The sequence below is a fragment of the Rhizobium sophorae genome, from assembly GCF_013087515.1.
Classification (GTDB): domain Bacteria; phylum Pseudomonadota; class Alphaproteobacteria; order Rhizobiales; family Rhizobiaceae; genus Rhizobium; species Rhizobium sophorae.
Genome location: NZ_JABFCN010000014.1, coordinates 99742 through 113904, shown reverse-complemented (window position 1 = coordinate 113904; position 14163 = coordinate 99742). Strand labels below are relative to the sequence as shown.

General features: G+C 62.1%; 8 protein-coding genes. 1 reads left to right on the top strand and 7 read right to left on the bottom strand.

The window, feature by feature from the left end; translation table 11 throughout:
- Positions 1–70: 70 nt before the first annotated feature.
- A complete protein-coding gene (locus G9X64_RS08425) occupies positions 71–700 on the top strand; it encodes an adenylate/guanylate cyclase domain-containing protein (RefSeq protein WP_171376364.1) in 630 nt (209 codons plus the stop codon).
- Positions 701–892: 192 nt separating this feature from the next.
- On the opposite strand, the gene G9X64_RS08420 is transcribed toward G9X64_RS08425, so the two are convergent.
- From G9X64_RS08420 to G9X64_RS36460, 7 genes are all read right to left on the bottom strand, one after another.
- A complete protein-coding gene (locus G9X64_RS08420; RefSeq protein WP_171376363.1) occupies positions 893–2335 on the bottom strand; it encodes an HlyD family type I secretion periplasmic adaptor subunit in 1443 nt (480 codons plus the stop codon).
- Positions 2332–4476 carry a peptidase domain-containing ABC transporter gene (locus tag G9X64_RS08415; RefSeq protein WP_168307712.1) on the bottom strand — a complete coding sequence of 715 codons (2145 nt, stop codon included), beginning with the start codon at positions 4474–4476 and terminating at the stop codon, positions 2332–2334. Before G9X64_RS08415 ends, G9X64_RS08420 begins: the two co-directional genes overlap by 4 nt.
- Before the next feature lie 42 nt (positions 4477–4518).
- Positions 4519–4827: a hypothetical protein gene (locus G9X64_RS08410; protein WP_168307711.1), complete on the bottom strand. Its 309-nt coding sequence runs from the start codon at positions 4825–4827 to the stop codon at positions 4519–4521.
- Between the two features lie 67 nt (positions 4828–4894).
- Complete coding sequence (locus tag G9X64_RS08405) at positions 4895–6115, bottom strand: GTP-binding protein (RefSeq protein ID WP_171376362.1); 1221 nt, start codon at positions 6113–6115, stop codon at positions 4895–4897.
- A 22-nt stretch (positions 6116–6137) separates the two neighbouring features.
- On the bottom strand, positions 6138–11471 hold the full coding sequence (locus G9X64_RS08400) for a DUF4082 domain-containing protein (RefSeq protein WP_171376361.1): 5334 nt from the start codon (positions 11469–11471) through the stop codon (positions 6138–6140).
- Between the two features lie 219 nt (positions 11472–11690).
- Positions 11691–12914: a GTP-binding protein gene (locus tag G9X64_RS08395; protein ID WP_171376360.1), complete on the bottom strand. Its 1224-nt coding sequence runs from the start codon at positions 12912–12914 to the stop codon at positions 11691–11693.
- 50 nt (positions 12915–12964) lie between these two features.
- Positions 12965–14163: DUF4082 domain-containing protein (locus tag G9X64_RS36460; protein ID WP_246270931.1), on the bottom strand; the 1199-nt coding region annotated here is incomplete at its 5' end.

Below are 14163 nucleotides of genomic sequence, written 5' to 3'. Positions count from 1 at the left end.
ATCCCCTGATCGCGGGCAACGGAGGTCATATTGCCAATACTGCAGGAGACAGCGTCAGGTCGAAGCCGTTTTGGCCGCCATCGAAACCCAAGACCAGCATGAGCGCTACAACGATATGCAGCCGCTTGCTGAACGATTACGCTATCGGATAGGGATCAACATCGGCGATGTCGCACTTCAGCCCAACGGCGATGTACTTGGTGGTGGCGTAAATATAGCCGCAAGGCTTGAGGCTATTGCACAACCTGGCGGCATTTCGGAGAATGTATTCGAACACGTGGACAAGAAACTTCCGACCGAGCTTCGGAAGATTGGCGAGCACTACGTCAAAAACCTCAGCAAGCCCCTACGCGTCTATTCCGTCGCGTCTCAAGGTGAAGCGCGCTATCCTGCGGTCCGGCGGATGCTGGTCTCAGCTCTGAGGAAACCTCTTGTCCCGATAGCGTCAGGGGCGACGGCCATTACGCTATCATTGGCGACCTTTTTTCTGATTCTCAATCGAATGCCGGATTGGGTCCAGCGGAGCTCCTATATCGAAGGCAGTCTTGTCGGCGAGCCAGAAAGGGAGATCCTCTCGCGTTTCGATCTTGTCACGGAAGGACGTTTCAAAGACTCGCGCTATCTCGTTATGATGTGCTCTTGGCGGGCAAAGGCCGGATCGTCCGGCCGCGGTGCGTCAGCTTTGATTCGTGTATTGTAGTTCCATAATATGCGTTACGCCGCAATTTGTTGTTTGTGAAGGTACATTCTATTCCCAACTGCGACATGCCAGCAAAGTTAAAGTGTCCTGTTTCTGCAAAATACGGGCCAACCAGGCAGCCGCTATGGGATGCGAAATATCTGCCTCGACGCTCACTCGGGATCCCGTCGGAGCGAACTAGTCCGGCGTGACCTACGGTTCGCGAATTGCGTTATCGAGGCCACGCATCAGCGGATACAGGAAATAGGAGATCACCGTTCGTTTGCCGACCTTGATTTCCGTGGACACGGTCATGCCGGGAAGCAGCCGCACCGGCACATCTGCGGCATTCAGCCGGGTATCGGCAAGCAGGATCCGCGCCTTGAAGAACGGGGCGGCCGGCTGGCTCGGGGTCTCTGTCTGCTCCTGTTGGCCGGTGAGGAACGTGTCCTGGCTTATGGTTCTCACCTCGCCCGAGGCGGTGCCGTATTTCTGGAAGGGATAGGCGTCGAGCTTGATGCGAGCTTCCTTGCCGACGGCGACGCGGCCGATGTCGCGGGTGTTGATCGAGACTTCGGCTTCGAGCGGCACGTTAATCGGCACCAGCGTCACGACCGGTTCCGCCTCGCGCACCACTGAACCGACCGAGCGCTGGGCGAGATCGAGCACGACGGCATCGGCGGGTGCGGTCAGCGCCACCATGTTGCGGCGCAGTTCCATCTTTTTCAGTTCCTCGTCAGCCATGTCACGCTGGCCGCGCAATTCCACCAGTTGCTCCATTGCGGCGCGGCGGAAATCCTCGATGAAGGCCTGGCGGTCGGCTTGGAGCTTAGCATAGGCGTGGACGGCCTCGTCGGCCCGGCCGCGGACGGCGGTCAGGTCGGATTCGACGTCCAGGCGAGCGTCGCGCGAGCCGAGCAGCGTGATCAGCGAGCCGCTCTGTTTGTTATAGAGTCGCTCCCGCGCTGCCTCGATCTGCGAGAGCCCGTCGCGCCTGTCGTTGAGCACGGCCTCTTGGTTCTTGCTCGCCGCAAGAGCGGCCGACTGACCGGCTATCTGCTGCTCGAAATTCTGCAGCTGCGCCATGTAGAAGGCCTGTCGCTGGCCGAAGAGCTGCGCCTGCAGCATCTGGTCGGGCGTATCTCCCGCCATCTTCGTGTAGTCGTTGCCGGCAAGCTCGGCCTCGATACGCCTCACCTGGGCGTCGAGGGCAGAGAATTTCGCCTGCTGCTGGTCGACATCGGCCTGGCTGAACGTGGCGTCGAGGGTCGCGAGCGTCTGCCCGGCATGCACCACTTCGCCGGCCTTCACCTCGATCGTGCGGATGATCGAGGTTTCGAGCGGCTGGACGACGATGGTCGGCTGGGTGGTGACGAGCTTGCCGGGCGCAATCACCACCTCGTCGATCGACGAGACCGAGGCCCAGATAATCCCCGCGGCAATCAGCGCCGTCACGCAATAGAGCGTCATGCGCGCAACTCTGGGCGGCGCGCGTTCCTCGAGCTCGACGGCATCGGATTGGAATTCCGCAATGGCCGGCGGCAACGGTGGGCGGGCGGTCAGTTCCCTTCCCTTGCCTGAGGCCGCCTTGTCTGAAGGGCCTTTGCCTGAAGGGACCGGCAGGTTTTCGCTGGGTTTTCTGTTGTGCGCGTTCATGCGACCTGCCTCATCTGCTGGGCCCACAGGTGGCGATAGGTCATGCAGCGCGATACAAGCTGATCGTGCCGGCCGATATCGGCGACCTTGCCGCGCTCGATGACGAGGATGGCATCGGCATCGACGAGCGTCGAAAGCCGGTGCGAGACGATGATGACGGTGCGGCCGGCGGCGATGCGGCTCAGATTCTCGCGGATGATCGCCTCACTGTCGGGGTCGAGCGCGCTCGTCGCCTCGTCGAAGATCAAAAGCTTCGGATCGGTGATCAGCGCGCGGGCAATGGCAAGCCGCTGCTTCTGGCCGCCTGACAGGTTGGAGGCGTTTTCCTCCAGCATCGTGTCAAAGCCGCGCGGCAGGCGCTCGATGAACTCCTCGGCACCGGCAATGCGGGCGACTTCCATGATCTCCTCGATGCTGGCATCGGGCTTGGCGGCGGCAATATTCTCGCGCACCGAGCCGCGAAACAGGAAACTATCCTGCAGCACGACGCCGATGCTCGTTCTCAGATGCACGAGGTCGATCTCGCGGCTGTCATAGCCATCCATGCGCACGAGGCCTTCCTGGCTCTGATAGAGCCCTTGGATGAGCCTTGTGATCGTCGTCTTGCCCGAGCCGCTCTTGCCGACCACGCCGAAGAGGCAGCCCGCCGGAATGGCGAAGGAGACATTGTCGAGCGCCGGCGCGCTATCCGGGCCGTAACGGAAGCTGACCCTGTCGAATTCGATGCGGCCCTGCAGATGCGGCCGAACACCTCGCCCGCGGCCCGCCTGCTCCGGCCGCTGGTTCATGATCTCGCCGAGCATGCGCACGGAGAGCGCGACTTCCTGGTATTCGTGCACCATAGTGACGATCTGCACCAGTGGTCCCGAGACCCGACCGGCGAGCATGTTGAATGCGACCAGCGCGCCGATCGTCATCGCGCCGCTGAAGACGTCGAGCGCGCCGAGGCCGATGATCGCGACGCTCATCAGCTTCTCCAGCAGTCCGGTCATCGCCTGAGCGATGGTCGAGATCTTGTCGACCCGGAAACGCACGGAGATCGACTGGGCCGAATAATCGTCCCACACCTTGCGCTGGCGCGGCTCCAGCGCCAGCGATTTGACGGTGCGCATGCCGTGCACGGTTTCCACCAGCAATGCCTGCCGGTCGCCTTCGGCCTGGTAGAGCGCCTGCAACCGGCGCTGGAACGGCCCGACGAGCATCATCACCACGAGCCCGACGAGGGCGGCGAAACCGAGCACGACAAGCGTCAGCTTGACGCTGTAGAGAAGCAGGATCGGCACGAAGACCAGGAGCGAAACGCCGTCCAGGAGCGTGAGAAACAGCCGGCCGGTCAGGAATTCGCGGATGCGCCCGGTCTGCTGCATATGCTTGACGAGAACGCCGGCCGAGGCCTGCTCGAAGAGCGCGATCGGCAGGTTGAGCAGATGGCCGAAGGTGCGGGTCGCAACGCGGATGTCGATCCTGTTCGTCGCATAAAGCAGCAGATAGCGGCGCAGGAAGGTGAAGGTCGCGTCAAAGACGAGCGCGATCGCTATGCCCGCCGTCAGAACCGTCAGCGTCGCATAGCTCTGATGCACCAGCACCTTGTCGATGACGAGCTGAAAGAAGATCGGCGTCGTCAGCCCCAGCCCGTAGAGCACGAAGGCGGCGAGCGCGACGTCGCGGAAAAAGCTGCGCTGCTTGATGATCTCGGGGACAAACCAGCGGAAGCCGAAGGGCCGGTCCTCATCGGACATGCGATAGTTGCGCTTCAGCAGGATCACCGATCCGAGCCAGGCCTTGGCGAACTGCTCTTCGCTGAGCATCATCACCTCGGCGCGTGATGCCAGCGGGTCGAGAACGCGGATTCTCTCATCCTCCCCGCTCCCGACAGCGCCGGCGACGACCACCCAGTTACCGTTCGTCAACTCAGCGAGCACCGGGAATGCCTCGCCGAGTTGGAACAGGGATCGCCAGTCGAGCGTCAGATGCCTTGCCCTCAGGCCGGCATCCTTGGCCATTCGCAGCAGCTGCCGCACGGCAACGGGATCGTTGCCGACGGCATAATCGTGCTGCAATCGTTCAGGAGCAAGATCGACGCCGTGATGACGCGCGACGAGCGCAAGACAGTGCAGGTTGGTATGCAGAAAACCACTCATGGCCCACCCGAAACAATACGAGACCGAGGCAATATTTGTTTATCAGTTGAAGTTCGGCGAGGCGTTCGAAGCGCCGCCCTGCACCGTCTGGATATCGGCAGCCGCCGCAGCCGACATATCGCCGATGCGACGGACCGCACCCGCCTCGACCAACCCGCCAAGCGCCTTCTGCATGAGATCGACCGCATTGGCGAAGGCATCGACCGGCATGATGATGCGTTGGCGGAAAACCGGCTTCGGATTGTTGTTGGCGTCACGATCGGTGGCCGAGAGCGACATCAGGTCGATGCGCACGATCGTTCCCGTGATGGTGATTTCTCCGATGCCATCTGCATAAAGTTCGTTGCTCATCGTTCTCTCCTTTGGGTGATAATCAAAACGTCTTCGCCTTAGGGCGCCTCGCATCTATTAGGACGCTCTAACTATTTGAATGTGCGTGCTGCCACGCCGGAAACGGGTCCCGAAGCCCGGCGGCGGACTGCGGATCGAAGCCCGTCTCCTCACCGGTCAGGCAGTCGTCAAGCGCAGTAAGGATTGCATCTTCGTCGAAGCCGGCGCCGATGAAAACGAGTTCCTGGCGGCGGTCGCCCCAAACCTCGTCCCAATGCCGGTCGATAAGCTGGCGGAACTGCGGATAACGCGGCCATTGCGCCTTCGGCACGGACGCCCACCAGAAGCCCTTGGTGTCGATGCGGCACTGCGTGCCGGCAATCGACAGCAGGCCGATTTCGTCGGGTCTTGTTGCCAACCAGAAATGGCCTTTCGCGCGGATGAGGCCAGGCCATTTCCTGTCGAGAAAATCGCGTAACCTGGAGGGATCAAACGGCCGGCGGCTGCGATAGACGAAGCTCGAAATACCGTATTCCTCCGTCTCCGGCACATGGTCGCCCCAACCGAAGAGTTCCTTGTGCCACAGCGGATGGCGGGCAGCTCTCGCTTCGCTGAAGAGGCCGGTATTCAGAATGGCGTCGAGCTCCAGCTGACCGAAGCCGGCTTGGATGACACGGGCATCGGGGTTGAGTGCGGCAACGATGCGGCGAACCTCGGCGAGCGCTGCAGGCGGCACATCCTGCGCCTTGTTGATGACCACGACGTCAGCAAATTCGATCTGCTCGACGAGCAGTTCCACCAGCTTACGCTCGTCGTCTCCGTCCCGGCTCTCGCCGCGATCCCTCAGGAACTCCGCACTCTCATAATCAGCCAGAAGATTGACCGCATCGACGACGGAAACCATTGTGTCGAGCCGTGCGACGTCGCAGAGGGCTGCCCCGCTCTCGTCGCGGAAGGAGAAGGTCGCTGCGACCGGCAGCGGCTCGGCAATCCCAGTGCCCTCGATCAGCAGATAGTCGAAACGGCCGGCGGCGGCGAGGCGGCGCACTTCGCTCAGGAGATCGTCGCGCAATGTGCAGCAGATGCAGCCATTGGTGAGCTCCACCAGCGTCTCGTCCGTCCGCGACAGATTGGCGCCTCCGTCACGCACGAGATCAGCATCGATATTCACCTCGCTCATGTCGTTGACGATGACGGCGACCCGGCGCCCCTCGCGATTGCGCAGGACATGGTTGAGGATCGTCGTCTTGCCGGCGCCGAGAAAACCGGCAAGGACCGTCACCGGAAGTCTGTTGTCTGCACTCGTCATCGGTACTCCCCGCTCGCTTCTTTCACGCCGCGAGCTGCGGTCTGAATGCTACGTCCACATAGTAGTTTGTGCTGTTATAGCTGGCACTCGGGAACAACCCGCTCGACCCATAAGCATAGACGCCGTTGCTGCCGCTGGGCGCCCTGAGGTCGCCGTTCGTCACATCGGCGCTGAAGTAATTGCCGGTCGCCGAATAATTGCCGTTGGTGCTGTAGGAAACGACGTAGGTCGTATCTGCGGCGATCGCCACCTGCTGGGTGAGTGTCGCGGTCTGCCAGCCGCTTGCCGTTTCGTTGCTGAAGGCGACGCTGCCGAGAAGCGTGCCCGAGGCGGTCCAGAGATAGCCATTGTGCGGGCCTGTATTGTCGGCACCCTTGTAGAAGCGGATGCCGGTGATCCAGCCTGCCGTATCGGCCTGGAACTTCATGCCGAGATTGACCTGCTGATTGTCGTTGGTGGAGACGATTGCAGGCGTCGCATTAGCGGTAAAGAGGTTCTGCTCCGGGCCTGCAGCCGGGTTGTTGATGGTGAGCGCAACCTGGGCCGTGGCCGTGCCGCCCTTGCCGTCTGATATCGCGTAGCTGAAGCTCGCCGGTCCCGAATAGCCTGCGGTCGGCGTAAAGGTCACCGTCTGGGCCTGGGCATTCCAGGCGACCGAGCCGTTGACGGCGCCGCTGACGCCGGTGATCGTGAGCGGATCGCCATCGGCATCGCTATCGTTTGAAAGCAGCGCCGAGGCCTGGATGGTGATCGGCGTGCCCGTATTGGTCGAGTAGCCGCTGTCATTGGCGGCGACCGGAACCGCATTCTGCGCGCCCTGCTGATAGAGCACGTCGACCCAGTAGTTGCTGGCATTGTAGGAGGCGGTCGGGAACAGGCTGCCCGTGCCATAGGCATAGACGCCGTTGCCGCCGCTGACCGAACTTGCCGGCGCCGTCAGCGCGCCGCTCGTATAGTCTGTCGTGAAGTAGTTCGCGGTTGCCGAATAGAAGCCGTTCGAATGGTAGCTCGCCACATAGGTGACGCCGGCCGTGACATTGATCGGCTGCGTGAAGGAAACCGTCTGCCAGCCGCTTGCCGTCTCGTTGATGAAGGTTGCCTGGCCAAGGAGCTGGCCGCTCGTGGTCCAGAGCGAGCCGACATGCGTGCCGGTATCCTGTGCGCTCTTGTAATAGGTGAGCCCCGTGATCTGGCCGTTGGCGGAAGCGATGAACTTGACGCCGAGTTCGACCGAGTTGGCATCATTGGCGGCGGCAACCCCGGACGTGTCGGCGCTGGTAAACAGGCTCGAGGTCGTGCCGCCGCCGGGCTGCGAATTGACCGTGAGGCTGACGGTGGCCGAAGCCGTGCCGCCATGCCCGTCCGAGATCGAATAGGAGAAGCTTGCGACGCCCGTATAGCCCGAGTTCGGTGTGAAGATCACCGTGTTGGTCTGGCTGTTGAAGGTCACCGTTCCGTTGACCGCGCCATTGGCGCCGGTGATAACAAGCGGGTCGCCGTCGCCATCGCTGTCGTTTGCAAGCAGGTTGGCTGCGGCAATCGACAGGGCCGTATTGGTATAGGTCGTATAGCCGTTGTCGTTGGCGGCAACCGGCACCGTGTTGCCCGTCGACTGGTTGTAGACGACATCGACCCAGTAATTCGTCGACTGGTAGCTCTGGGTGGGGAAGGTCGAACCCGATCCGACCGCATAGACGCCGTTCGCACCGGCGAGCGCCGTCAGGGAGCCGTTGGTATGGGCCGTATTGAAATAGCCCGAGGTCGCCACATAGCTGCCGGTCGTGTGGTAGGAGGCGACATAGGTCGCGCCCGCCGTGATCTGCAGCGGCGTGGAGAAGGTTGCCGTCTGCCAGCCGGAGAGCGACTCGTTGGTGAAGGTGACCGTGGCGACGAGCGTGCCGTCGGCTCTCCAGATGGAGCCGGTATGCACGCTGGTATCGCCGGCAGCCTTGTAATAGCGGATGCCCGAGATCGTGCCGTTTGCGGACGCGACGAACTTCATGCCGAGTTCCATCGCCGTATTGTCGTTGAAGCCGTTGCCGGTCGGTCCCTCGCTTGATGTAAACAGCGTCTCGCCGGCCGGACCTGCCTGAACGGTGAGGCTGACACTGCCCTGATCCGTGCCGCCGCGGCCGTCCGACAGCGTATAGGTGAAGCTTGCCGGGCCCGAATAATTGTTGGCCGGCGTGAAGGTGATGGTTCCGGTCTGCGTGTTGAGAGCGACCGTGCCGTTGAGCGCATTGCCGACGGCGGTGATGGTCAGCGCATCGCCATTGGCATCGACATCATTTGCCACGAGTGCGGCAATCGAGACAATAAGCGTTCCGTTGTGGCCGATGATCAGACCGCTGTCGTCGGTTGCAACCGGCTGGCTGTTGGGGCCGGCATCAAAAACCACGTCCACCCAATAGTTCGAGCCACCGGGGCTCTGGCCGGGGAATGTGCTGGTGCCGCTATAGGCAAAGACGCCGCCGCCATCGACGGCCTTCAGCGCCCCGCTGGCATAGGGCTCGCTGAAATAGTTCTCGGTGACGGAGAAGAATCCGTTGCTGTGATAGGAGGCCACATAGGTCGTGCCGGCGGCGATCTGGATCGGCGAGGAGAACATCACTGTCTGCCAGCCGGAGAGCGATTCCCCCACCGACACGCCGGTTGCAAGCAGCGTTCCGTTGCCGGACCAGAGGCTGACGACGTGGTCGCCGGTATTGTAGAAGCCCTTGTAGAAACGGATGCCCTGCACGGAGCCTGCCGTCGTTGCCTGGAAGCGCAGGCCGAGCTCGACCGGATCGCGATCGATCGCCGTTTCGACCGCAGGCTTTTCCGCAAGCGTCCACAGGCCCTGTGTGCCCGGCAGGGTGACCGTGACCTGCTTGCCGGCCGATGGTGCCTCCAGATTGACGCTGTCGTCGACGGCGCGCGAAAGGATCGTATAGGTGCCGCTTGCCTGGACGACCCAGTTGTAGCTCCAGCTTTCGCGGCCCGTGGCCTTGAACCAGTGCTGGCCGCCATCGGTAGAAACCTCGACACCGGCAATGATGCCGCCGCCGAAATCCTGCGCCGTGCCGGTGATCGTCACGCGCTGCCCCTCGACGAAGCTTGCGCCGATGATCGGCGACGAGATCGACGAGGTGGGCTTCAGCGTGTCGCTCGATTGGGTGGCGAGGATCAGGCTCGCATCGAGCGTGGTCGGCTGGATGCCCATGTCCGCGAACATATTGACCATCGCCTGCTGCACGTTGCGATCGGTTGACGTGGCCGGGCCCTGGTGGTTGTCACTCAGGCCCCAGGACCAGAAGACGGTGCCGGCGCCGAAGACCAGCGCGCCGCTTTCCGCCCGGTACATGGTGAGGCTGTGGGTGGCGATCGCCGAACCGACCGTCGTGCCGTAATCGCGCAGATATGTATCCACCGAGATCGACGAGAGCGACAGGTTGATGAGCCCGTCAGGCCGGAAGCCGTTCTCGACATCGGAATCCCACTCATAACCGAGCAGGTTCTGCACCAGATTATAGGTCTCGCCCTCCTGCAGCTCCGAAACGTCGGTATTGCGCCAGAAGCGCAGGTTCGAATAGTCGTAGGGAATGGAGATCGTATCCTGACGGTAGCTATCCACCTGGAACATCGTGCCCGTCAGCGAATTTTCCGGCTCCTGCCCCGGATCGGCATAGCGCGGATCGCGCCAGGTGCCGGTGCCGACATTGCTCGGATCCGAGCTCGTGCCCCAGGTTTCCTTGTAGCAGACCATGGTGCGGTAGGCCTGGCCGCTACCGTCGATGCTGCTTTCCCAGCGAACCTTCCAGTAGCACTCGTTGCCGCTCCAGAAGGCAAGGTTGACGCCGGAATCACGCGCCGCCTCGACATTGGCGCGCTGCTCGGCGGACCAGTACTCGTCATGCCCGACGGAGAGATAGGCATCGTGGTTGAGCAGCAGCGCGCCGTTGCGCGTCGCATCGACGCCGGAAATATAGGAAACGTCGTAACCGTTCTGCTCCAGCCACGAGATGGCGGAGGATTCGACGCCGAAGATGTAATCGTGCGAGCCGCCGATCGGGCTCGTATTGGTGATGATCGGGCGGTTGTAGCTGACCGCCGAGGCACGGCCGATCGCGGTCAGCCCGCAGCTGCAGTTCGGCGGCAGGTAGCCGATCATGTCGGCGGGATCGACGGGAACTTCGCCATAATAGAGGCTGGCGCCGCCCCAGGCATTATAGGCCTGCCATGTCGTATCCGATGTCTGGAAGACGATATCGCTGGTCGAGGCGTCGTCGCGCACGACGAAGGGGATGATGCTTGCATCCTCGGTGCCATCCTCGCGCACCAGCTTGGCGAAATAGACGCCCGAGACGGCATCGGCAGGGATCTGCCAGCTGGCAGAAACCGACCAGTTGCCGCAATCGATGAGACCGAGCGACATGTCGACGATCGGATGCGGCTGGATCTGCGCCGTGGTAAGCGATTTTTCGATCGAGTCGACCTTGCGCGCGCCATCGCCGCCGTAATAGCCCATGCGGTAGATATCGATGCGGTAATGGGTGGAATCGGTGGCGATCTTGAAATCGACCGTCTGGCCGATATTGCTGCTGGTTTCGGTGGCAAAGCCTTGGATGGTGCCGCCGCCATCGCCCTCGATACCCCACTCGCTGATGGGGTTGCCCTGCTTCATGTTTTCAAGGGCGATCTTGTTGGGCGTCACCGCTGCCGCAGCAGCCATCGGCGCTGCGAGTGCGGCCGGGGCCGCTGCCGCTTCCACGGAAGCGTCCTGGCTCGGCTCTACCGAGAGGCTCGCGACCGAGGTCTGGAGGCGTAACGAAGTGGTGCCGGGACCGGTGGAAGCACTGGTGGAAGAACTGGCCGGCGCCGCCGTCTCGGCGCTTCCAGTGTCGGCGTCGGTGGTAACACCCGTAAGCGCGGGAGCGGCAGGCAGTGTCGCAGCCTCCTCGAACGGATCCGGGCCAAGCACGGTGCGTTGTGATGTCGAGGAAGGCGTCTGGAACACCGTCGCAGCCGACGCCGTCTTGGTGAAACTATCTTGCGCGCCGCTCTCTCCCGCGGACGCCGGCATCGCCGTCGACGGTGCGGGGAACGATTGCATGTCGCCTGATGATATCAGGGAAGATGTGAGCGTGCCGGAGAAGGAGGAGTGGACTGTTGCGCTGCCCTGATTGGCAAAACCGTAGGGACCCTGAGTGCTTGAAGACACCACGGTCGCAGTTCCAACCAATGCGGTCCAGACAGAGGGTGGGTGACAGACGATCGGCGTGCCGCCGGCAGTACTTAGATATTCGCGATTCCTCACATGAAATCTCAGCAAGAGCGGCGTCCCCGTTTCCCATCGACCACCATTGGAAGGCTTCATCCTGCCAGCTTTCGAAAGGGAATGTACGACAGCAATCTGGGGTATGTGGGTGATACTCCGTACTCCGATATGATGACCCTCACCGCATACCCGACCGACAAGGCCGCAAAGCTGCCTCCGGCGACTGCTCAGTGGCCGACTCTGGGTGAAGAGGAATTCTAGTTCGGTATTGTCTCGCCGGTCCGGCCGGTCGAGCCGGTACTCCCGCCTCGACCCGTGCTACCAGGCCGGAAACGGATCTTCGAGAGCCGACCAGTCCCGCGGGTCCGAGCTGGCCAGGCAGTCGTCCAACGCGGTCCGGACGCCTGTCTCGTCCATGCCCACACCGATGAACACGAGTTCCTGCCGGCGGTCGCCCCAAGCGCTGTCCCATCGGCTCTCGAGATGCTGACGAAACTGATGATGGCTAGGCCAGTCTTGTCGAGGAACGGCCGCCCACCAGAGACCCATGGGTTCACAGCGCCGTTGCACTCCGGCAGCCGACATCAAACCCACGTGACGCGGGCGCGTGGCAAGCCAGAAATGGCCTTTGGCGCGGATGACCCCCGGCCAGGGCTCGTCCAGGAATGCTCGAAACCGCTTGGGGTCGAAGGGACGTCTCGTGCGATAGACAAAGCTCGATACCCCGTATTCCTCCGTCTCCGGAATATGGTCGCCCGGATTGTACAGTTCCTTGTGCCACAACGGGTGAGCGGCGGCCTTTGCTTCATCGAAGAGGCCAGTGTCGAGGACGGTTGCAAGAGAAACCTTCCCAAAGTCCGTCTCCACCTGGCGGGCATCCGGGTTGAGTGCAGCCACCGTCTTGCGGACTTCCGCGCGGACCTCTTCGCTCGCATCCGAGATCTTGTTGATCACGACAATATCGGCAAACTCGATCTGGTCCACCAACAGGTCGATGAGCGTCCGCCGGTCGTCACCGTCCCGCTGCAAGCCGCGATCGCGAAGCAGATCAGCGCTGCTGTAATCGGCTAGGAGGCTTGCGGCGTCGACGACGGTCACCATCGTATCAAGCTTCGCAAAATCGGAGAGCGAAACACCGGTCTCGTCGCGGAATGAAAAGGTTGCCGCGATAGGGCATGGCTCTGCAATTCCGGTCCCCTCTATCAACAGATAGTCGTATCGCCCCTCTTCGGCCAGTCGGCGCACTTCCGTCAGGAGATCGTTGCGCAGGGTGCAGCATATGCAGCCATTGCTGAGCTCAATCAACGTCTCGGTCGTATGCGACAGGTTACAGCCGCCGTCTCGAATAAGACTGGCGTCTATGTTCACTTCGCTCATATCGTTGACGATGACGGCGACCCGCAGGCCCTCGCGATTGGTCAACACGTGGCTGAGAAGCGTCGTCTTGCCGGCGCCGAGAAAACCCGAGAGCACTGTCACCGGCAGCCGGTCGATGCCGTTTATCAGCATCCCTTCAATGAGGGCATTCGGAGCGACTGGCATTTGCGTTTTACAAGCCTCGTTCGAAACCGTCTCTAACCTCGTTTGACGCGTCAAGCTGCGAGCTGCGGCCGGAAGACCACATCGGCATAATAGTTTGCCGAGTCATAGGTGCTGGTCGGGAAGAGACCCGTGGTAGCAGATCCGCCGTAGGCATAGACGCCGTTGCCGCCAGCCGCAGCGCTGGATAGCGCCGACAGCGGACCGTTGCTGACGCCGTTGGTGAAGAAGCCATCGGTCGCGACGTAAGCACCGGTGGTGTGGTAGGAGGCGATATAGGTGGTGTTGGCGGCGATGGTGACGGGCGTTGTGAAGTTCACCGTCTGCCAGCCGCTCGCCGTAGTATTGGTGAAGGTGGCGGTGGCGAGCTTGGTGCCGGTGGTGGTCCACAGATCGACGACGTTCTGGCCGTTGTCGTTGGCGCTGCGGTAGAACTTGATGGCGGTGACATCACCGACAACGTTCGACTGGAACTTGACGCCGACCTCGAGCTGCTGACCGTCGTTGAGATTGGTCTGGGCCGGTGTGCTGGAGGCGTTAAACAGGCTGTAGGTCGCAGGCGCCACTGTCGCAGTGATGTTGAAGGTCTCGTTGGCGGCAAGGCCGCCGAGGTCGGTTGCCGTCACCCTGACGCCGTAGGTGCCGGATGTCGTCGGTGTGCCGCTGAACGTCCGCGTTGTGGCGTTGAAGGCGAGCCAGGCAGGCAGTGCCGTGCCGTCGGCAGCCGTTGCCGTGTAGGTGAGCGTTTCGCCGCTATCGACATCGGTGAAGGTCGTCGTCGGCAGCGTGAACGAGAAGGCAGAGCCGACGGTGGCGTTCTGGGTAGCCGTCTGGACCGCAAGCACCGGCGCGTCGTTGGCGCCATGGATGGTGACGGTCAGGTTTGCCGTGGCGGTGGCACCGCCAGTGTCGCGCATGGTGTAGCTGAACACATCGCTCAGTGTGTTGGTCGACTGCCGCAGCGCCTGCACGGCGGCATTGCTCTCGTTGACGGCATAGCTATAGACGCCCGATGCGCTGAGCACGAGACTGCCATAGGTACCATTCAAGGCCGTGCCGAGCGTGCCGGTCGTTGCGCCGAAACGGATCGCCGTCACCGTCTTGGTGTCACCAGCATCCGGATCGGTGTCATTGGTCAGCACATTGCCGCTGGCAACCACACCGCCCGAACCGTTGGCGACCCCGCCCTTCTCGGTCGCATCCCCCGCATCGGCAACCGCCGTCGGCGTCGTGTTGCCGGGCGTCGACACGG